The 22,912-nt window shown below is 25.4% G+C and carries 19 protein-coding genes; 1 reads left to right on the top strand and 18 read right to left on the bottom strand.

Annotated elements, in window-relative coordinates; all coding sequences use genetic code 11:
• Nucleotides 1-15 precede the first annotated feature (15 nt).
• The 18 genes from Q0V08_RS04110 to Q0V08_RS04025 all read right to left on the bottom strand — a co-directional run bounded on the left by Q0V08_RS04110 (nt 16) and on the right by Q0V08_RS04025 (nt 21,520).
• Nucleotides 16-2,874 (bottom strand): hypothetical protein, encoded by a 2,859-nt coding sequence (locus Q0V08_RS04110; protein WP_297432323.1) that lies wholly within the window; start codon nt 2,872-2,874, stop codon nt 16-18.
• The gene (locus tag Q0V08_RS04105) at nt 2,874-3,761 is read right to left on the bottom strand and encodes a DUF4007 family protein (RefSeq protein ID WP_297432321.1); all 888 of its coding nucleotides are present in this window, start codon (nt 3,759-3,761) and stop codon (nt 2,874-2,876) included. Before Q0V08_RS04105 ends, Q0V08_RS04110 begins: the two co-directional genes overlap by 1 nt.
• Before the next feature lie 2 nt (nt 3,762-3,763).
• Nucleotides 3,764-5,404, bottom strand: a complete 1,641-nt coding sequence (locus tag Q0V08_RS04100) for a phosphoadenosine phosphosulfate reductase family protein (protein WP_297432319.1) — start codon at nt 5,402-5,404, stop codon at nt 3,764-3,766.
• An 18-nt stretch (nt 5,405-5,422) separates the two neighbouring features.
• On the bottom strand, nt 5,423-7,519 hold the full coding sequence (locus tag Q0V08_RS04095) for a DUF262 domain-containing protein (protein ID WP_297432317.1): 2,097 nt from the start codon (nt 7,517-7,519) through the stop codon (nt 5,423-5,425).
• A 17-nt stretch (nt 7,520-7,536) separates the two neighbouring features.
• Complete coding sequence (locus tag Q0V08_RS04090) at nt 7,537-8,067, bottom strand: hypothetical protein (RefSeq protein ID WP_297432316.1); 531 nt, start codon at nt 8,065-8,067, stop codon at nt 7,537-7,539.
• 1 nt (nt 8,068) lies between these two features.
• A complete protein-coding gene (locus Q0V08_RS04085; RefSeq protein ID WP_297432314.1) occupies nt 8,069-10,114 on the bottom strand; it encodes an AAA family ATPase in 2,046 nt (681 codons plus the stop codon).
• The gene (locus Q0V08_RS04080; protein ID WP_297432312.1) at nt 10,114-10,296 is read right to left on the bottom strand and encodes a hypothetical protein; all 183 of its coding nucleotides are present in this window, start codon (nt 10,294-10,296) and stop codon (nt 10,114-10,116) included. Before Q0V08_RS04080 ends, Q0V08_RS04085 begins: the two co-directional genes overlap by 1 nt.
• An 11-nt stretch (nt 10,297-10,307) precedes the next feature.
• The gene (locus Q0V08_RS04075) at nt 10,308-12,407 is read right to left on the bottom strand and encodes a DEAD/DEAH box helicase family protein (RefSeq protein ID WP_297432310.1); all 2,100 of its coding nucleotides are present in this window, start codon (nt 12,405-12,407) and stop codon (nt 10,308-10,310) included.
• 237 nt (nt 12,408-12,644) lie between these two features.
• Nucleotides 12,645-13,781: an aminotransferase class V-fold PLP-dependent enzyme gene (locus tag Q0V08_RS04070; RefSeq protein WP_297432308.1), complete on the bottom strand. Its 1,137-nt coding sequence runs from the start codon at nt 13,779-13,781 to the stop codon at nt 12,645-12,647.
• A gap of 202 nt (nt 13,782-13,983) precedes the next feature.
• A complete protein-coding gene (locus Q0V08_RS04065) occupies nt 13,984-14,568 on the bottom strand; it encodes a hypothetical protein (RefSeq protein ID WP_297432306.1) in 585 nt (194 codons plus the stop codon).
• Between the two features lie 111 nt (nt 14,569-14,679).
• Nucleotides 14,680-15,528, bottom strand: coding sequence for a sensor domain-containing diguanylate cyclase (locus tag Q0V08_RS04060; RefSeq protein ID WP_297432303.1), 849 nt, complete (start codon nt 15,526-15,528; stop codon nt 14,680-14,682).
• Between the two features lie 51 nt (nt 15,529-15,579).
• Nucleotides 15,580-16,284: a queuosine precursor transporter gene (locus Q0V08_RS04055; RefSeq protein WP_297432301.1), complete on the bottom strand. Its 705-nt coding sequence runs from the start codon at nt 16,282-16,284 to the stop codon at nt 15,580-15,582.
• Nucleotide 16,285: 1 nt separating this feature from the next.
• Nucleotides 16,286-17,251 carry a nucleoside hydrolase gene (locus Q0V08_RS04050; protein WP_297432299.1) on the bottom strand — a complete coding sequence of 322 codons (966 nt, stop codon included), beginning with the start codon at nt 17,249-17,251 and terminating at the stop codon, nt 16,286-16,288.
• 159 nt (nt 17,252-17,410) lie between these two features.
• Nucleotides 17,411-17,722 (bottom strand): hypothetical protein, encoded by a 312-nt coding sequence (locus Q0V08_RS04045; protein ID WP_240218542.1) that lies wholly within the window; start codon nt 17,720-17,722, stop codon nt 17,411-17,413.
• A 19-nt stretch (nt 17,723-17,741) separates the two neighbouring features.
• A complete protein-coding gene (locus Q0V08_RS04040; RefSeq protein ID WP_297432296.1) occupies nt 17,742-18,068 on the bottom strand; it encodes a cupredoxin domain-containing protein in 327 nt (108 codons plus the stop codon).
• A gap of 43 nt (nt 18,069-18,111) precedes the next feature.
• Nucleotides 18,112-18,486, bottom strand: a complete 375-nt coding sequence (locus tag Q0V08_RS04035) for a GNAT family N-acetyltransferase (protein ID WP_297432294.1) — start codon at nt 18,484-18,486, stop codon at nt 18,112-18,114.
• A 12-nt stretch (nt 18,487-18,498) separates the two neighbouring features.
• Nucleotides 18,499-21,273, bottom strand: coding sequence for an EAL domain-containing protein (locus tag Q0V08_RS04030; RefSeq protein ID WP_297432292.1), 2,775 nt, complete (start codon nt 21,271-21,273; stop codon nt 18,499-18,501).
• A 25-nt stretch (nt 21,274-21,298) separates the two neighbouring features.
• Nucleotides 21,299-21,520, bottom strand: coding sequence for a thioredoxin family protein (locus tag Q0V08_RS04025; protein WP_297432290.1), 222 nt, complete (start codon nt 21,518-21,520; stop codon nt 21,299-21,301).
• A 276-nt stretch (nt 21,521-21,796) separates the two neighbouring features.
• Between Q0V08_RS04025 and Q0V08_RS04020 the strand changes: the two genes are divergently transcribed.
• Nucleotides 21,797-22,846 carry a putative 2-aminoethylphosphonate ABC transporter substrate-binding protein gene (locus Q0V08_RS04020; protein ID WP_297432288.1) on the top strand — a complete coding sequence of 350 codons (1,050 nt, stop codon included), beginning with the start codon at nt 21,797-21,799 and terminating at the stop codon, nt 22,844-22,846.
• Nucleotides 22,847-22,912 lie beyond the last annotated feature (66 nt).

Here is a 22,912-nt window from a genome sequence, read left to right as displayed (position 1 = left end):
GTATTTAAAGAGCTTTTAGTAAGAGCAAGAGCCTTTAAATACAAATTCATATGGATTTTTTTCTTGAAATAAAGAATTGAATACTTTACTTAAAAATTTACAATCTTTTAGTGCTATTTTATTTATTAATCTACTTATAGAATAAAAATAATTTTTTAATCCTTCTATTATTCCAACTTCTATTTCAGGTTCATCCACGTAATATATACCTAAAACATCTCTAAAACTTTCTAAATATTCCTCTTCCTCTATATTTTTATCAACAAAAACTAAATAATATAACTCTGGATTCTTTTCTATTCTTTCTATTAAATCTCCTGTTATATTTTCTTTTTGTTTACTTTCTGAGTTCATCACTAAAATAGTGTTTTTATTTTTTATTAAAAAAGCTCCTAAAAAGAATGTTAAAACACCATTTCTAAGTCCATAACCACTCTTTGAAGTTTTATAATAAAAATATAGTTCTTTTAAAGAATATTCTTTCTTTTTAACACTTTCTATAATATCTATCGATAACTTTTCCCAATTGTTTTTAAAATTAATACTCTTATTTCCAATTGTAATTATTTTACTTAAAACTACTCTTGCTACTGAATTAATAGCACCTGTTTCTAAATAAAATTCATCTTCTAATAAAGTCTTATCATTATTGATTAACATATCTAATAAATTAATTCTCGCTTTTTTCATAGGTGTACTTATTTTTTCTTTATTAATCAATTCATAATTTATCTCAATATAGTTATAAAATTTTTCATTTAAATAATTATAAGTTATATCTAATAGCTTTTCATTAGAGAATTCTTTTTCTAGATAACTTATTTTGATATTATCTTTATGAAAATATCTATTTAATTCCTCTTTTAAAGTTTGTATTAACTCTTCTTTATAAAAACCATACTCTTCTAAAACAGCATTATTTTTATAATTTTTTTCTAATAGTGTTAAACATTCTATTGCCTCTAACTCTTTTAAAATACCTTCTATTTTCAAACTTTTATTTTTTATATTAGATATAACTATTACATCTTTTAGCTCAAGACTTCTTTTTATATAATTATAATCTAAATTTTTTAAAATATTAGTTAAATAAACTATTGTTCCATCTACATTTTCTTTAACTTTATCTAAGTCACTTATATTTGAACAATCTAAATATATCTGATTAAAAAATCTTGTTATATCTTTTTCAAAATTATATTTAACTGGATAATAAGTTCCTAATGCTAAAAATTTATTTAACGATTCCGTTAAATTTATTACGTGTAATTTATTTATAACATATTCTTTAATCTCTTTTTGAATATTTATATCGCTATCCTCTACTATTTTATATTGCTTTTTATTTCTTTTATAACTAATAATATTTTCATTTTCAAGATCATTTAGTATTGTTTCTAATTGAGATAAGTTTATATTTAAAGCTAATTTTAAAATCTCCTTAGTTGGAGGTAAATCTGTAGTTCTATTATAAATTTGTAGTACTCCTAAAGTTTTTAGAAATTTAATATATTCTGGATTTTTAACTAAATTCAAAGCTTTCTTTGTATTAAAAAAACTTTTGTATTCTATACTTTCATGATTTAAAAATTTAAAGCTTTCTTCAAAATAATCATACACTCTATCTAATCCAACTAAAAATTCCTCTTCATATATATTCTCTAACCCTTTAATATCTCCCGAACTTAAAAAAGCAAACATTGTTCTTTCATTTTGAGCTATTTTTTGAGATAGCTCTGGTAATATATAAGCCGTTATATAGTTTAAAGGATAGAACTCTTTTATAATATTTTCTATATTTTCTATTAACAATTTAGATTCTAATAAATCATTTTTATATAAATTAAATTTTTCTATATTCTCTTTATAAAACTCCTGAAAAAGTTCATTTTTATATATTACTTGTGATAGAATACTTAAAGAGGTCACTTTATCATAAGTAAGTTGCTCTTTATGAAACCTTCCACTAACCTTTTCCCATTCAAATATATTATCCTCTCTAGTTAACTTGTTAGTATATTGAAATATATCTTTATGAGTAATTAGAAATAAAAATGAATTACTTTCTGAATTACAATATTCTGCCATATCTTGAATCTCTTTTACATCTAACTTATCAATATTGCTTTCTAAATATCTTCCAAATTCATCAAAAACATATACTATACCTGTATATAATGTTTTTTCTATAACTTGTTTTTCAAAATCTTCTAATAAATCTAATATTTGAAAATTAGATTCATAATTTATAAAATTTTCACCATAAAAAATTTCTTTGTAACACCTCTTGAAAATATTTATAGCTTTTTCTTTATTTTTTTTAAGTTCATTTTCTAACTCTTCTAAATTTGTACCTTCTATCGCTAATAAATTTTGAAATTTACTAACTATATCTGTATAGTTTACTTTCCAATTTTCTATTTTATCTAAAATTATTCTACTTTCTAAATTTAAAGCTATATCTATATTTTCTTTTTTTATAGTATCTAAAATACCGTGTAAAATTGCCTTTTCGTAACTTTGGAATCTATCTTTAGCAAATACTATTAATTTTTTTTCATCTTTTAGTTTAGAGTATAAATCTTTTATTGGAAATTTTTGTTCTGCCCTATTTAAAAATATATTAATCTCATTATTATTTTTAACAGATAAAATATTTAATAAAACAGAAAGAAAATAAGATTTACCACTTCCATAGGCTCCTGATAGAATATATGATCCATTTTTTTTGTTCAAAATATCTTTAGTTAATTTAGATAGAAGTTTTATATTTTTTTCAGTTGGTATATATGAATTTATTTTTTCATTATCCTTATAATCTCTTTCTATATTGATTGAAACTCCAACTTTTGTTATTTCTATTGCTTTTTTCATTAAACTAACTCACTTTCTAGTATTTTTTTTAAGATTTCTTTATCAGAATATCTCTTTGTATCAATAGTTATATTTTGTAATCCTGCTGCTCTATCTACAGAAAGTTCATTTTGAAATTCTAACTCTTGAATAATTTTTTCAAAATCTAAATAACTTATTTTTATTATTCTATTTATGTATTCATATGCATCTTTTATTGTCATTTGATTTACAAGACCCATTTTTTTTGATTTTTTATAAAGTAAATAATAAATCATATAATCTGAAATATCTTTTCTTTGAATATTTATAAATCTATACTCTCCATTTAACTCTTTCAAATAATTTAATCTTGAAAAAGGAGATACTATATTTTCCTCTGGGTTATCAATCTCTTTATAATCTTTAAGATATGTTTTTATAAATATATTTATAGTGTCTAAAATTGTTTTACTTGAATACTTTATTGAATTTTCAATGCAATATAACTCTATTTTTTTAGCCAAGCTTTCTTTTGTAAAAGATACTCCCTCTCCTAGAGAAAAAACTTGATCCCAAATCAAAGCTTTTTCATTATCCTTTGTCAAAATATTAGAATGTAGAATCCATAAACTATTATTATTCTCTAAATATGAATCTAATTCAAAAATTACTTTTGCACTTTGGCTTAACTGTAAACTATTTTTATTTTTTTCAATTATACCTAATAAATCTGACCAAAATTTTATCGATTCTACCATTTTACTACCTACTCCTAGTAAATCAATTGATTCAATCATATTACTCTTTGAAAAAAATGAACTTTCTATCTTTTTATTTATATCTTGTTTAAATACTTTATAAAATAATTTATTTATCCAATTCTCTCTTATGTAAAAAGAACTATGACCACTTATTATAATTTTCATACTTACCTCTTTTTTATTTTTAATGCAGATGCTATTAAACAACCTGAGTCAAACTTATCTATACATTTTAAACAATTTACACATTTTGTATCATCTACTATATATTTCCCATTACTCACATATATAGCTCCCGTTGGACAAGCTGAATTACATCCCTGACAATATAAACAACTATTAAATTTATTAAATTGCTTTTGAATTTTATTAAAAATATATTTATCGTCACTCCTCATTATTGTTACTTTTACTTCATTATCTCCATCTTTATACATAATTTTAAAAAGTGGATTATTTTTTTTATCTATCAAAATAAGTTCAGACATTTTATTTTTTTCAATAATTTTCATAGAACCAAAAGGTTTAAATAATTGTATAAAGTCTTCATTTACTGCTTTATTTAAAGTAAATGTCTTTGAATTTTTTTCATTTATACACTCTTTAGATTGCACTATTATTTCAGTACTTTTATCTAATCCATCTCCACCTTGTCTAGCTTTCCACTTTCCATCTTTAACATAATCCTCATAATCTAATTTCCCTATTTTCTTTGAAAATTTAATCAAAAAATTATACCATTTATCATATTCTGTTGAATTATAAATTGATGATAACAATTCTGACCAAGTTCCATTATTAGGGCATACCCAACACCCCACTCTTGCAAATCCTTGTCTGTATGAATCATTAAAATCTAAATTTTCTGTTAACAAATATAACCATACATCCAAATCACACCAATCAATTATTGGAGATGCTACCATCTGTTTTAAAATTTTTGGACTTTGAGATACCTTTTTATATTTTGATCTTGATACCGATTCTCCTCTTCTTAAACCTAAGAATGTTAGTATATTTTCATCAAAATTTGCAAGAGTTGTTCCCATAGGACCAGTTTTAAATATAGAGCAGCACCATGTTTTTACTCTACTTGGGGGACCAATCTCTTCACACATTTCAAAAAAATTATTCTCTTCATTTCTCTCTTCAAAAAATGGTGTAAATGGATTTTCTTCTTTAAATCTTTCTACATATTCATAAGATTTAGGTAATTCTAGTGTAGTATCTCCAAATATATGTAAAATACTTGGATTATTTAAAGCTAATCTAACTAAATGAGAAACAACTGTAGAATCTTTTCCGCCAGAAAAAGAAACTAAAGTCATTCTATCTTTAAACTTTTCAACATTTTCAACAATAAAAGGTAACGCTCCTATATATTGTCCCTCTTCATCACGAGTCTCACTTTTTACAATATAATTGAATCTATTTCTATTTGCTAATATAAACTTAGAAAAATTTTCTTTCTCCTTTTCTATGTTCTCTTCTGTTATAGCAAATTGTAGAATTTTTCCTCTAATTTCATTTAATTCTTGCTGGTTCATCCCTTTAAATTTAGATGTTGGGACTATACTTATCATTTTGCCATCTACTATATATCTATTTTGTTTTGTAGCCCAAACTGATTTATCTAAAAAATCAATTTTTAATTTTTCTGGGAAAAGATTAATTAGTAACCACTTTTCTTGTAAAAATACTGGTCGCAAATCTTTGGCAATCTCCTCGTGCTCTTTATTGTAGCTATCTAAAATCAAAGGAACATTTTTATTAGAATCCCAATAGATTTTTATATCTTCATTTTTCATTTTATTCCCTCAACTTTTCTATTTATCTTTTAATTGGTGAAGTTCTGTTAAAAGACGATCTTTAATTGTGTTGTATCTTTCTTCTAAGATTCTTTTATAATAATAATCTAACTCTTCATCCGGTCTCTTTTTTAAATTTTTATTTATCATTTGACCAATTCTAGACATATCTTGAACTTCATTCATATATCTATCAAAACTCATATCTCTTATTTGTCTATTTGCTTCTTTACTTATCAAAACTCTATTTAAAATACTATTCAATATATGATTTCTATCATTTCTTATTTTAGAACTTAACTCTCCATATTTAATTCCTGTTCCTAATGGAATTAAATGATGATCCTCTAAGTCTCTTGAGTTATCTGTTATTTCAAAAGTTTTTAATCTTTCAGAATGACATCCTGGCAATAGATCATATGGTTCTAAGCTTAAAATATAACCTAATAAATTTCTACTTACAGGACTTGGAGTTTTTGAATCATTTAATAAAGTTTCTAAGTCCGAGTAATCTTTAACATCTAAAACTTTCTCTATATTTTCTTCTAGTAACTCTTTTACTTTAATATCATTTAAATCATTTAAATTTATCCATTTATGTAAAGTTTTTAAATCCTCTACAGACCTTATATTTTGTCTTTCTCTAAATCTACCTATGAATATAGAAGTCCAATACCAGTATTCAAGTTTATCTAAAACTTTTTTATCATTCCAATTATTCTCATCAGAAAGAATATATGCTATTGGCAGTAACATCAATTCAAAAGAGATATTACCTAGTTTCACAACTCCTAATCTATAGTTTGCAAATGCTAAAGCTCTTAATAAAGATACTATTGTTTTTTCTGTATAAGAGTTTATATCTCCTGTTGATATCTCAAATATTTTATCTCTTTTTATATGATCTAATTTTAAAGTTAATGGATCTTTTACATGCGCAAATATTGATAATAAGTTAAGATATTGATTTTTAAATCTTTTATTTAATTCCTCTTGTCCTTCAATTATTCCAAATTTTAATCCATTCCATTTCTTTGTATCTAAATAATATGGTAAATCTATTCCATCCTCTATTATCTTTTTTATTCTTTGAGTTAAAGATTCTAACTTTGAATTTTTAGCTGCTTTAGCTACAATCAAATCATAATTATCTAAGGGAGTACCCCCTTTATTAATTGTTTCAAAGATTGCTATTCCTCTACTAATTTCATTTTTTTCTATTTCAATAATTGATACCTCTTGATCAATTATTTTATCTAAAAAATTAATAATTTTTGCCTTCCATTTCATAGATAAATCTGATTTTAAATTATTTTTTCTGTATTCAAACTCCTCTATTAAATCTTCAGTTTCTATTTCAGAAGCAAAATCTCTAAAATATAATTTTATTTTTTCTATTTTCTTACTATCTTCTTGTTCTTCGATTTCGTCTATTATCTCTTCAGCTCTTTTATTTGCAATTTTTTCTACAACTTTATCCTGTAATTTATTTCCTTCATTTAAACCAAATAATGGAATTACTTTTTCTGCACTACAAAGTGTTGCTAACTCATTCATCTTTCCTAATATAGTATCTTTTTCAAATTTAAATTTTGGATGGTACCAATTATTAGTGTTAGTTGTTTTATGTATCTTGTACTCTTGAATAAAATCCACAATTTCACTCGGAGTATATTTTCTCAAGCTTCCATAATCAAAATCTAATGTATTATATCCAAAGATATCTTGATTTTCTTCATCTCCTGTTGAAATTTTTAAAAACCATCTATTTTTTATTTTTCCATACATATCCGAATATTTTTTATCCCATTCCTCATTAAAAAGATCTACAAACATAGCCTTTAAAGTAGACATCCTTTGTTGACCATCTAATAGATACATACACTCTTCTTTTGCACACTCTACTTCATTTGAATAACATAATTTTCTATAATTAAAGTCATCAGATGTTCCTTTTAATAATAAAATACTACTTATAGGTAGCTCTACTAAAAATGTTGCTAGTAACTCTTTTTGCTGTTTTGTATCCCAAACAAAATCTCGTTGAAAATTTGGCAGAACTATTCTACCTTCATCTTCATCTTGGAATATTTCTTTTAATTTTTTTACTTTCAATTACCTATCCCCCTAAATTAAACTAGTATTCCTATAGCTTCGTTGATTTCCCTCTCCTCTCTTTTCTCATCAAATATATCTTCTAAAAATTCTTCTGGATTCTCTAAAAAATCCTCAAAGTTTCTTATATATCCCTCTCCATCTTTTTTTAATATTTCAAATAACTTATCTATTCCTAAACTAGCACAATTATTAAATATATCTACTACTCTTTTATTGTCTAGTATGTCTTCAATGTTATTATTTAAAGATAATACAACTGAATATATCAAATGATAATACTCACTAAAATCAACTGGAGATAATTGCTTAAATTCATTTCTTTCTAATTTATGATTTTCTATTTTTTTTGATTTGCTTGAAAAAAGATTAAATCCTATCATTCCAGCTAAAACTAAAACATCTTTTTTAGTATCAAAAAAACCATATCCCATCTGTTTTGTTAACTCATTATAAATCTCATCATATTTTTTTTCATATCCAAATCCTGATATTTCGCTAAGTTTTTTTCTTCTTTGTCTAATCTCTTCTTGAAAAATTTCATCCATACTAAACCTCCTCTATTGCAGTTGTTATATCAAATCTTTTATCCATTCCCGTTCTTCTTTTATTTTCTAAAATATATTTTTTTCCAATTTTATCTTTAATAACCTCTTCTATCGCTTTACTCCATTGACCAGAAGAAACCATAACAATTATTTGTTCTGATAAAAGCGGCAACATTTTTGTAAAATCCATTCTATATTCATTATCTAAATCTCCGTATGGAGCATCTAACACTAAAGGATATATTCCACCATTAGAATCTAACGCAGATTTATTTTTTTCTCTATTTAATTCTTTTGCATAATAAACTAGTCCACCTATAAAAGCTAAAGCTTTATTTTTGGTTTCTCCTCCCCCAGTTCCTGCCTCTTTTCCATCATTATCAAATATTTTAAATTCAAAATCATCTGTTAATTCAGCTCTATATCCTTTTTTATTTATTCTAGAATAAACTTCTTCTATTTTTTCTCTTAATCCTTCTCTTCCTTGATCTTCTTTATATTTTTTTAAAGTTTCCAGATTTAATAAAATTTTTTTTGAAAAATCTCTATTTATTCTCTCTTTTTTAAACTTTATATTTTTTTTATCCGCTTCTATTTTTTCTTTTACAAGAGAATTTAATTGTTTTTCAATATTTTCTATCTCTAAATCTAAAGCTCCTATACTTCTATGTAAAGTAATTTTTGCTTCATCTTTTTCTAATAGTGACTTCTTATATTCCTTCAAAACAACTAATGAATTATAATCATCATTCTCTAATAAAACTTTTATTTCATCATCAATATCTGCGATTTTATTTTCAATTTTATAAATCTCTGATTTTACATTTTTTAAATTTTCTAAAAAATCTATTTTTTCTATATCTTTTAACAGAAAATAGATTTCATTTACTTTTTCTTTATTTTCTCTTGGTGTAGAATTTTTTAATTTTTCTATTATTTTTAAATAATTATTTGTATCTTTTTCTAATGATGCTCCACATATACACTCTTTTAAATCTAACAACTCTTCTAAAAACTCTTTTTCATATCTTGAAGGAATCTCTCCCTTATCTTTTTTTTCTTTTATTACTTGAAAACCGTTATCTAATATTTTTGAAGAGATTATTTCTACTCCCTTTACAGATAAGCATAATTCATACTTCTTTTGACTATTCTCCAATATTTTTCCCAATTTTTTTTGTTCTATTCTTAAATAATCTATTCTATCTTTATCTTTTTCATCACTCTTTATTTTTTCCAAAATTTCATCAATTTTATTATTAATTTTTTCTTTTTCATAATTCAATGATTCTATCTCTTCAGTCTTTTCATATTTTTCTTTCAATTTGCTTTGCTTTTGATACTGAATTTTCTTCAATTTTTCTTCTAATTCCATAATACTTTTATTTGAGTTATTGCTTTCTAAATATATTTTTTCAAATTGACTACATACTTTTGAAGTGTCTAAAATAGCATTTTCTAAACTCTTTATTCCCAAAACTCTATTAATTGATTCCTTTATTGCTTCAAAATTTTCTTTTTTTGATTTTTTTTGATTTATTTTTTCTGGAGCTATTTTATTAAGTCTCTCTCCATCTATAAAGAAATTGATCTCTTTTGGCAATAAACGATTTATTAGCTCTTGACAGTGAGCTTCTGATTTTTCACTTGTTACCTTTCCATCTTTTGACTCTAAAGTTAATTTTACTCCTGCATACATATCATTCTCAAAAGTTATCTCTCTTGTTATCTTATATTCTTGCTCTTCTTTATCTTCAGAAACTTTCCCAACAATATTTAAAATCACTCTTGCTGAAGCTTTTCTTTTATTTTCTTCTAAATACTTCTTATTTATAAAACTAGCTGCTCCAAATTCTTTTGAATCTCCAGATGTTAAATCCAGTTTCCCTCCATATAATCCCCATCTTATTGCTTCTAAAAGTGTAGTTTTTCCTGAACCATTTTCAGCTTTTAAAAGTGTTATATTCTTATCACCATTACAAAATTCTAATTTAACTTTTTCATAATATGGTCTAAAATTTTCTAAAATTATACTTTTAAATATCATTAATCACTCAACTCCACTGAATTTTTTATAATTAAATCCTTTATTTGTCTTTCTAAAACTATACTATTTATTTTGTCTAATCTCTCAGGATTATTTTCTAATTGGATTATTTTTATAACCGTATCTCTTTCTACATCACTTAAATTATCAAGAAATTCTTTTCCCTTTGTTTTTGAATTCATCTTAGCCTCCTCTATATTCCATAAAATTCTTTTATCTTTTTTAATTCACTTTCATTTCTATGTTTATTTAAAGCTAACGAGTTATATTCTTGAAGTCTTTTCAATTCTCCTTCAACTAATTTCTTTTCATAGTTGAAATCAGAATCTTGTATCGGCTCATAATTTTCATAACTTCTAGGAACAATTAAAAAATCATGTATTTCTGCTATATCTTTACCATCTACTTTTCTTAATATTCTTCCTCTTCTTTGAACATATTCTCTATAATTCCCTGTACTTCCCAAAATATAAGCTCTTTCTATTGATGGAATATTTATTCCCTCATCTAAACATTTTATAGCTACAACTGCATTTATATCTTTTTTAACGAATTTTCCAATTACCTCTTCTCTCTCCTCTTTCGATTCCTGAGATGTAAATTTCATAAGTTTAAAATTTAATTTTTTCGATATAATATCTATTGTTTTATCTATAAATTTTTGTTCGTTATTCTCATACTCATTTTTACTTTTTCCAGCTCCAACATATATTAAATTATTAAAACTATCTTCATCGATAATTTCTAATAATTTATCTATTTTATTATTTGTTAAATTTAACAATCTAGCTCTTTTAAATAACAGCATCTCTAAAGGAGTTGATTCTTTTTTCTTATCCTTTATATTTGAAGATTTGGAAAAACTCATTGAGGATATTTTTTTACTCAGTTCTATATATTCCCTCTCTTCTTCTTCTGTTAGAGTAACAAAATAAGGATAGTATTTATAATTTGTTAAAAACCCACCCTTTATAGCCTCTTCTAAAGAAAATTGAAAAACAACATTTCCTAAATATTTTTCTATAATTTCATTTCCTTTTTGATCGCCTTGTCTATCTGGTGTTGCTGATAATCCCAGTCTCATAGATATTTTTTTTAACTCTTCTTTTTCTAAAAAATCTTCAAAACTAGAACTTCCAATATTATGACATTCATCTATTACTATCATAATCTCCTTTTTTATTCTTCTTATTGCTCTTAAAAAAGATATATTTTGTAATGTCTTATTTGTCACAACTGCAACTACAGCATCTTCTTGATTTTCATTTAGTAAAAACAGTTTTCTATTTATTTCATCTTTCCAATTTTTATTTTCTGAATTACAAATTACAGATTTTATCCCAAATTCTTTAATTTCCTCTGACCACTGTCTTACCAAATATGTTTGAGGACAAACTACTATGAAAAACATTCTTTTTTCCTCAGATACTTCTGTCATTATATTTAAAGCTGTTAATGTTTTTCCACTTCCAGTTGCCATCTCTAATATTCCTTTAAAGCTGTTATTTTTCCAATTTTTAAAAGCTTCACTTTGATACTCTCTAACCATTAACCATTCAGGCTTAGATAAACCTTTTAATAAATTTTTTTTATATTTTTTATTTAGAATTACTTTTATTTCTTCATCTGTTGGAGCTTTTGAAATTATATTTTTTTTTATTGCTTCGCTTAAATCAATTACTTCAATTTTATTTGTTTCATTAGCCCAAAGTTTTTCAAAATCCTTTTCTTTATTTTCTATTCTTTCTAAGTCCTTTTTTCCATCTAACGATGAATAAACATCTATCGATTCAAAGTTTCTACTCATTCCTCCAATAGTTTCATTAACTGACCCTGAGAAAGCTATCTTATTATCCTCTTCATCTCTGAATATTCCAAATTTTTCATGGTATATTCCAAAATGATTTTTTTGATAAGCTATCTTTAATTGAAGTATATTTTTACTAAGTAACCAAGAAAATATCTTTGTAATATCTTCTTCTTTTCCAGAATAAAATTTTTCCAATTCTTTTTCTATTTTCAAATTAATTACTTCTATATCATCTATTTTTTTTATATTTTCCAAATCTTTTTCAGATAATTTAGGAGATGTTACAACTCTCATTAAACCATTATTTTTTATAAGATTCTCTATTCCTTCTAATAACAAACACAAACTATCACTTGTAAAATAGCCTACAGCTCGATCATAAGAAATTGAATTTTTTAAACATTTTTCAAAAAAATCACAATAAATATCATCATTATCACTTCTGTATGATGTTTTTAAATCTAATGTTTCAAATGAATTCATCTTCATCCTTTCCTTTTAAAATAAGATATCTGCCATATTTTTATTTATATATATTTCATTTATAAGTTTTTTATAAAAAAGTTCAATTTTTTTAAATCAATCTCATCAATTTGTAATTTTAAATGAAATTTTGCCAATAAATTTATTAAATTATTTTCAGATTTTAATACCTTAGTAAACTCTATTTTTAAAAATTCATATTTCTCTTTTATCTCTTTTAACTTTTCATAGACTCTCCTAAAATATACTTTCTAAAACCTCTCTTAATTTCTCCAAATCCTCTTCATCATTAAAATATCCAACTGATAATCTCAACGTCCCATTTTTTTCAGTTCCCATATGTTTATGAGCTAAAGGAGCACAATGAAGACCTCTTCTAGTTACTATTCCTTCATCATTGAAAATACTTTCTAACTCTTGTGGTGTATAATCATTAGCTTCTATTGATATAACTCCCACATTATTCTCTTTGTCTGATAAAATTTTTAAATCATATGAATACTCTTCTAAAAGATAATATAGAGCTTTTATATTTTCTTGCTTTCTTTTTTTTATATTTTGCATTCCAATTTTCAAAAGTTCATCAGTTGATATCTTAAGACCAATTATTCCTAAAATATTTGGACTTCCTGCCTCAAATCTCTCTGGAAGCTCTTCAGGCATATCTTCATCTTCAGAATTAATTCCTGTACCACCATATAACAGTGGAGATAGAAAAATTTTTTTATTATAAATATATCCGCCTATTCCAGAAGGTCCATACAAATTTTTGTGTCCTGCAAAAACTATAAAATCTGAAGAAGTGGATATTTCAGTAAAATCCAGTACTCCTCCAGTTTGAGTTGCATCTAAAATTGTTATAGCATTATATTTTTTCCCCTCTTCAAATATATCTTTTATTGGTAAAATATTTCCAAAAACATTTGATGCATGATTGCATATTATTAAATCGGGTTTTTTTGACATAAATTGAAGTCTCATATTTTCAAAATCTAAGTTAAATCCACTAAACTTTAAAATTTTTAAATCTATTTTTTTTTCTTTTGTAATTTTTTTTAAAACTCTATAAACTGAATTGTGTTCAAAAGGTGATATGTAAACTGTTTTTATATTAGCATAATTTAATCCCAATATAATCTCATTTAATGAAAATGTAGCAGATGAATTTAGTATTACTTCATTTTTTGTAGTAAAAATGTCTTGTATATTTTTTATTAAATTTTCTTTTATAGATTTTGCACCCTTACTTTTACTAGAACTATTTCTTGAAAAGTTAACCCCAAAGTTTTGATAAATAGACATAGTTTCTCTATATAATCTTTCAAATTTTGGATAAGATGTTGATGCATTATCCAAATAAAATATATTTTTCATTATCTCCCCCTATAAAAGACAAAAAAAGGCTAATTTTTTGATAAAAATTAGCCTTTTTAATCTTTTTTATATTTTCCCCTTAATTTCCAAAAATAACTTTCATCATTCTAAAGCAATATTTTTAGCACCATTATAGCACCATTTGATAAAAAATGATATTAGAAACTTTTTTATTTTTTTTTAAAAAATCTTCAAGAGACCTCTATTTCTTAATTCTATTCAAGATTCTGTCTTTCAAGTCAAAATCTTTCTCTATTTTTTTATTAGTAATTCTTTCTAGAGCAGATAGGTTTCCATAACGACAAATATCATTCATTTCATCTTCTGTTAGAGAATTTGTTGTTTTTGACATCAACTCTTGAAAACGTGTTTTATTAGCTATAAACTCCTCTATGCAACTCTTCTCTTTCGTAGAGAAAAGATTATAAAAATCACTAACATAATCTTCTGGAACATCATATGGATTTTCATTTGGAACAAACATAATCCTCATATTAGAACCTCTTGTCACATGGTGAAGAGTATTCTCTGGCGACTCCCATACAGCAAAAACTTGCTTTTCAAAAAGAATATCTGACTCTAAAATCGATACTCCATATACAATTTTTCCACCGTGTAAGTCTATATATTTTGCAACAGTTTCAAAAGAATCATTAATATTGTATTTTCTTATTTGTATATTATGATCTAATTTTCTTGTTAAAAAAACATAACTTTTAGAATGGATAAATTGCTCTAATTCGTTGTAAATAATTTCTGGACAGTTTAATTTTGAGTGAGATTTCATTGGTACCTCCAAAAAAATCAAATATTTTTTGATTTTACTTATATTATACCCCGTATAAGAAACATTTACAACAAATGATTGAATTTAAAACTTTTTTTAATCTTTAAAATACTAATTCTCTTTAATCAAATAACTTCCTTTGCTAGTTTTCTTTAAAGCATATAATGCAAAATCAGCTAATTTATATAACTCTTTAAAATTACACCCACCATTTTTATCGTAAGCTACTCCAATAGTAGATTTTATTTTTATTTTTTCAATAGTTATTTCTAATTCATCGATCATTCTTTTTAAATAAACTTCTAAATCACTCTTAGTTATATTTTCTAAATATACAGCAAATTCATCTCCACCTAGTCTGCCCACTATTCCTTCTTTATGAAATATCTCTTTAAGTTTCGTTCCAATAAAACTTATAACTTCATCTCCTTTTTGATGTCCCATATTATCATTTATACACTTAAAATTATCTAAATCAATTATTATAAGAGACTGTATTCCAAACATCTTTTTATCTATCTTATTTTTTACTTTTTTTTCTAAAGCTGCTCTATTTAACAGATTAGACAATAAATCTTTTTCTAAATTTTTACGTACTCTATTTAACTCATCTTCTCTGTAAGTTATATCCATTATTATTACATGAAATAGATTATTTTCCTCATCATAAGTTGCTACATCGTGTATCCACATAATTTTATTATCTTTATTTTTTATTCTATACTCATAATCCAACTTTTTTTCAGAACCTACAGCTTGATTTACTTTTTCTAAAATCTCAGTTAAGTCATCAACTACTAACTCTGAAAATCTGTTCTTATGTATTTTTTTCATTTCATCTTCTGTATATCCTACCATTTTATAAAATGCTGAATTAGCTTTTAATATAGTAGAATATTTATCATTTTTACATATCAATGCTCCACAACTTATTTTTTCAAAAAAATCTATATCTCTCATTCTCTTTAACCTACTTCTATTTTTAAATTTGATTTTTACTACCTATACATTTTAACATAAACTCTTCTTAGAATCCATCTTAGTCGCTAAATATAAAAACGGTGTATCCATAGCTGCAACTATCCATTTTAATATATAAGTACTTAAAAATATCTCAAACATAACTTCAAAAGAGAAAATCCCCGTAAAGGCTAAAGTTGTAAATAAAATATTATCCACCAATTGACTTACCATAGTACTTCCATTATTTCTAATCCAAAGGTGCTTTGGAAACTTTTCTTTTAAAATCTTATATAGATATATATCCACATGTTGAGATATTGCATAAGACACCAGCCCAACTATCATAAATCTTGGGAACAATCCAAAAATTGATTTTAGATTACTATGCATCTCTAATCCATCAGCTTCAGGAGTAAACATAAGTGCAAAGTTTATCATAAACGCTATAACTATATTGGTAAAAAACCCTATCCATATAGCTTTCTTAGCCTCTTTTTCTCCATACTTTTCAGAGAGTATATCTGTAACTAAAAATGCACTAGCATAAGGTATATTTCCCAGTGATGCATGTAGCCCAAACAGTTTAACTAAAACCATTACCTCAACACTTGCTATAAACATAGATATTGGAATCCAAATAAAAAGTCCAGTTTTTCCAAAACACTTATAAGCACCTAAAACAATTATAAAACTTAAAAATAGTTTTATTATCCATAACATCTCATTTTGTAATAACATTTCATTCATCATCATATTAATACCCCTTTAACACTATTTCATTATCTTTTTTATTTTCTGGAAAAACTCTATGAAAGAAAAGTTCAAAGAATCTTTTCTCATCTACCCCTGTATTTATAAATACATTTGGTGTTTTTCTATAAAAATCTCCAATATCTATTAGTGTTTGCCCAATGGCCCTTCCATTTTCAACACACTCTAAGTGAGTTAAAACTCCACTACATAAACTTGGTTCTATAAAATAAGCTACTGCTAAAGGATCATTTATAACACATCCTAAAGTTCTTTCTTGCATCCAATGAAAATCAACATAAAATCCTGTTATATTGTAAATAAAATCAGCTATTTCATTTTTCATCTGCTTTAGATACTCTCTATAGTTTGGTGTTAAAACTATTTTTCTAGTTACATCTAGTGGAATAAGCTCTATTGGCTTATCTACGTTTTCAAAAACAATATTTACAGATTCTGGATCAACCCAATAATTGAATTCAGCTACTTGAGAGCAATTTCCATTAGTTCTAAAAGCACCTCCCATGGAAACAATTCTTTCAGCTCTTTTCAAAATATCTCTTTCCCTCTCCACAACCTTAGCTAAATTTGTCATTGGACCTAATGCTATTACAGATATATCATCATTCTCTTTTAAAGCTTTAATAAGATAATCCACAGCTCCTAATTTAATAGCATCTTTTGGAATGACAACTTCTGGTAAAATATCTCCAACACCATCATCTCCATGAGTATCTTGAGCTGTTACCAAATCTCTTTTAATTGGACTATTATCCCCTAAGTAAATAGGAATATCCTCTCTTTTTAGCAACTTTAAAACTCGATAAGCATTAACTCCTCCAAGTTCCACTGGAACATTTCCAGCACAAATAGTAATTCCAACAACATCTAGCTCTGGTGATTTCAGTGCTAAAATCAGTGCCAGCGAATCATCAATTCCTGGATCACAATCAATAATTATTCTTTTCATAACCTCTCCCTTTCTGGGATCCACACAAACAAAAAAGGCTAGAATAAACCTAGCCTCTTGCTGGTTTTTTTTACAGATGGATCTCCCAAACATCTTTTTTTATAAATTTAATTCTTAAAGAGTATATCATCTCTTTTATATTTTTTCAACTAAATCTAACTATAGCTTTATAATATAAAACTTTACTCCATTTATTACAATTGTATCCTCTTTTTTCTTCCCAATTTTATCAAACTTACTGTGAGTATATCTTCTCACTAATTTAGCTGGATAATCTTTTGAAGTTTTAATAGAGATTAACTCAATTGTACTTAAAAGTTCCACCCTATCACTTGAAACTAAATAATCATCTGCACCATAAGAAAATAAAACACCTTTATAATAACCATCTGGTTTTATCATCTTAAAATTAAAATTCTTTCCTGTTTGCTTTACTATGTACTGCCCTAAAGCAGATATCTTCTCTTTCATTCCTACCTCTTTTACATTTTTATTCTACTTTTATCTTTAAAAACATTTTTTTATGTCCTGAACCACAAGGCATAGTGCACTTAGCAGTATATTCTCCAACTTCATTAGGTGTTATTTCCACTGATTGAGCTTTTCCAGGAGATGCTTCTAAATCAAAACCTAAATCTTTTGATCCAAGTCCATGATCTCCCTCTTTACTTATTAAAGTTAATTTTACAGGCTCACCCTTTTTTAAAACAATCTCTTTTGGTTCATATCCCCAATTATATGCAGTAACATCAATCTCTTTTCCTAAAAGTGTTACTGATAAAAGTGCACCTAATCCTAAAATTTTAAAAATTTTCATACTCTACCTCCTAAACTTGAAATAAGTTAAAAGGTATTACCATCTAAATCTCTTTTTTCATTTTTTCACAGAATTTTTTTGCTTTTAAACTACTTTCATCCACATCTAACTCTAATTTTTTTATAGAGTTATCCTCTTCAGATAAATGAGTTAAAATAAAATATCCCAATCCTCTATTTTGATACTTTGGAGCTATAAAAAGCTTCTCAACTTTAAAAACTCCACTATCATTTTGTGCTTTTAAAAATATAGCTCCAATAATCTCATTTTCTAAAAATATAACTTTACCTATACTGTTCTCTACTATACTTTTAAAATCTTCATAACTCTCTTTTTTTAAACTTTTTCTAAATGCATTTCTATTTATATTCCAAAGAGTATTGCAATCACCTGCTTTAAAATCTTTAACCTCTACCATTTTTTACCTCCTTTAAACATTTTTTAGTTCCTTTTCAGGTTTTCCAAAATAATATCCTTGTCCGTAACTAACTCCTATCTCTCTTAAAAATTCAAACTGCTCCTCTTCCTCTATTCCTTCTGCCACAACTTTAAGTTTTAAACTTTTTATCATGCTTGTTAGTCCTGAATAAACAGTTCTTCCTTTATTATTACTATCACTGATATTTGATATCAATGACTTATCAAATTTAACAACATCTATTGGTAAAATAGTCAATAAGCCCACTGTAGAATATCCTGCTGTAAAGTCATCAATTGATAGATATATACCTTTTTCTCTAAACTGATTTAACTTTATTATTATATCCTCTACATCCTCTAAAAATGTACTTTCTGTTATCTCTATCTCTAAATTTTTTCCATCTAAAGAGTATTTTTTCAAAAGATGAAGTATATATTCTACTACATCCTTTCTTTTAAGAGTCTCTATAGACATATTAAAAGACATTCTAAACTCCTTATCTACATAGCCTTTATCTAGAAGTTGTTTAGTTTTCTTTATTGCTTGCTCAGCTATTCTATAATCAATTTTATAAATTAATCCTAAATTTTCAGCTATTGGAATAAACTCATCTGGTAAAATATGTCCTAAAAATTTATTTTCCCATCTTGTTAGTGTTTCTGCTCCAATTATATCACCACTTTTTAAATCAAACTTCTCTTGAAAAACAGAGTAAAACTCCTTTTCAATTGATGAGTTAATTATAGTTTCAATTATTTTTTTTCTTTTATTACTTTTTATAAAATCATATGTAGCCTCTTTTGCCCATTCTTTTTTCTCTTTTTTTGCTGAATACATAGCTAAATCAGCGTATTTAAAAGCATATTCCATTGAGTTCTTCTCTTTTTTTAGATAGTACCCTAAACTAAAAGATATATTATATTTTTTCATTAAATCAGAGTTTTTAAAAAGAGTTTCTAATTTTTTTATCTTGTATTTAATATTTGCTGAATAGCAAGAAAATATATAAAACTCATCTCCTGATATTCTAAATACATAATCATTTCTAAAAACCTCTTTTAAAATCTTTCCTGCTTCAACCAATACTTGATCTCCATAATCATGACCATAAGTATCATTTAATATTTTAAAGTTATTTAAATCCATAAGAAGAGTACAACCACTTATGTTATTATTATTTTTACAAAACTCATTGTATACTCTTCGACTATATAAACCAGTTAACTCATCTTTTAATAGCTCTTTATTTTTTTTCTTATGTGTAAATACTTTGAAGCTTTGGTATGCTACTAATCCTAATAAACCTATACAACTTAAGATTATTATAACAACTAACTCTTTATGTTTTTCTTGCTCTTGTAAAATTTCCTTCTTTTTATTTAAATCTGAAGCTTTAAGAATATCTTTTAAATCTACCATCTCTAATATAGCCTTGTTTAAAACATCTCTTAATACGACTCGATCTTTGTTTAAAGCTAAATTTATAGGTACACTTTCTAATATTTTTATATTATATCTTTTCTTATCATAAATATCTGAATTTAATGATAGTATCCCAGTTAATCGATTATTCTTTAAATCTGAGAGCATCTTATCTCTATTTAAATAGATTTTTATATCATTTTTTAAAAAATGTTCTTTAGCTACACTTTCCTCTATTGAATTTTTTATAACACCAATCTGTTTTTTATTTGGTATATTTTTTAGACTTTCCACTTGATAAACATTTAAATCATATATTTTCTTTGTAAATATAAATTTTTCTTCTCTCTCGTCAGTTTTAGAAAGTGTTAGCACATCTATTTTTCCATCACTAAATTTTTGATAGATATCTGTCCATTCCAATTTCTCTGTTCTTTTTTCTTGAGCTATATTAATGCTCAACTTTCTAAATAAACAATCTAACAGATTGGGAAGAACTCCTACATATTTTTTATTTTCAGGTGAATAATTACTAACATTTTCAATATTTCCATATGCTATTTTTAAAGGTTCTAAATTTTTTAAGTATTCTCTCTCTTTATATGTCAAAGAATTTAAGAATTTATCTTTAAATACCAATTCTCTTCGTTTCTTCATCCAATTTTCTATTCTTTTATTATATTTCTCTTCTAAAGCGCTATTTATTAAACTTTTTAGTTCTTTATACTCTTTTCTAATTCCAATTGAACTTTCAGGTAGTCCACTTATATTCAACTTATTAGATTCTCCAATTGTATTTAAATTTGTATCTGCAAAATATTTAATATCTTTTACATCTTTAATATTATTCACTTGTATAATCTTCATTTGCAAATCATTTTTTGAGTTAAATCTTTCTAAAAACTTTTTATATATACTACTTTTAGTTACATACACTTCAACACCACTTAAATCTTCAGGTATATTTAAGTTTTTATCTTTAGATACAATAACCAACTCTTCATTTAAAATTTTATTTGAAAATACCGCAAAATTCTCTCGTTCACTTGTTTTAGTCAAAAAATTTATAAGATCAACATTACCATTTTGGAGCTCAGTATATAATGTATCCCAACTTCCTTTTTTTATTTCTATATCTAGTTGTAAATAGCTTTTTAATAGCTCCTCTATAATATCATTTAATGACTCATTGCCTATTTTTTCATCTGCAAAATAATTGGTTTTTACTCCTAAAACTAGCTGTTTTTCTCTTAATTTTTGAAGATTATCTCTCTCCTCTTGAGTTTTAGGAATATATACATCCATCGAAATTATAAATTTAAAACTTAAAAAGAAAACTAAAAGTATCCTTTTTATACTCATTAATCCCCCCTTAAAAAATTAGAAATTATAAGATTTTCTCTAAAAATTTCTCAAGTTCACTTTTTATTTCTGAAATAGAAAAAAATCTTACATTTTTTAAAACTTCCATCCCATCATAATAAACAATTAAAACGGGTGTTACAAAAACTAAGAATTCTCCTGACACTTCAGGATTCTTTTTTATATCTATTGGAAAAAATTTAGAATTTTTATATTCTTTAGAAAGCTCCTCTAACCTAGGGAGCACAGTACCATCAACTCAACAACTTTTCGTTCCATCATAGATATATAAAAATCCAAATTTCTCATATTTCATATCTTTATAGTTCATATTCCCCTCTCTATAAATGATTTAATAGTTTTTTCTTTAAATTATATCTTGATTTCCATTTTTTTTCTAGGAAAAACTAAAATTTATTTTCTATTCTTTATTTTTTGGTTTTACTTGTCTTTTACCTATTTTTCATTTTCTCTTAACATATATAACGTATAATACAATTAAATTTAAAAATGGGGTGATTTTATGACATTTAATAAAAAAATATTGGGTTCATTAGTTTTAACAACACTTTTAGCTAGTTGTGGTTCCTCTGAAAAACCTGTATCTAAAGATAATAAAACAAAGGAGATCACAGTTTATACAGCTTTAGAAAACGAGCAAATTCCAGAATATCTTCAATCTTTTAAAGAACAATATCCTAATATAAAACTTAATATTGTAAGAGAATCAACAGGTGTTATCGTTTCAAGAGTTTTAGCTGAAAAAGACAACCCACAAGCGGATGTTATCTGGGGAACTGCTGCTACTGGACTTTTAGTTTTAGATGAAGCGAATCTTTTAAAAGAATATTCTCCTAAAGATATTGAAAAAATAAATCCAAAATTTAAAGATAATACAGGTAAAGATCCAAAATGGGTTGGAAACAATGCTTGGATGACAGCTATTTCAGTTAATACTATTGAAATGAAAAAATTAGGACTAGAAGAACCTAAGAACTTTTCAGATCTTTTAAAACCTGAATATAAAGGTTTAATCTCTATGCCTAATCCCGCTTCTTCTGGAACTGGTTTTTTAACAGTTTCTGCCTTAGTTCAACTTTTAGGTGAAGAAAAAGCTTGGGAATATATGGCTAACTTAGATAATAATATGGGAGTTTATACTCATTCTGGTTCTAAGCCAGCTAAAACAGCTGCATCTGGAGAGTATCCAATTGGAATCTCTTATGGATATCCTGGAATAAAAATAAAAAATGATGGAGCACCTATAAATGTTTATTTCCCTAGTGAAGGTTCTGGTTGGGATTCTGAAGCTAATGCTCTAATAAATAAAAAGAATATAAAAGATGAAGCTAAAGTATTTTTAGATTGGGCTATTTCAGAAGATGCTATGAAAATGTATGCTAAATCTTATGCTATTGTTTCTAGAGATATCAACGTTACTCCGCCAAAAGGTTTCCCAGAGAACCCTATTAGTCAACTAATTGCTAATGATTTCTCTTGGGCTGCTGCTAATAAAGAGCGTATTTTAACTACTTGGGAAACAAAGTTTGGTTCAAAAACTGAAAAAAAATAATATTTTTATCCTTTAAGCTATAGAGAGATCTATAGCTTTTATTTTTTTACAACATCTTAACCTTTG

Source organism: uncultured Cetobacterium sp. (assembly GCF_947038635.1).
Classification (GTDB): domain Bacteria; phylum Fusobacteriota; class Fusobacteriia; order Fusobacteriales; family Fusobacteriaceae; genus Cetobacterium_A.
The sequence above is the reverse complement of the archived record's forward strand: the minus strand, read 5'-3'. Positions and strand labels throughout refer to the sequence as shown.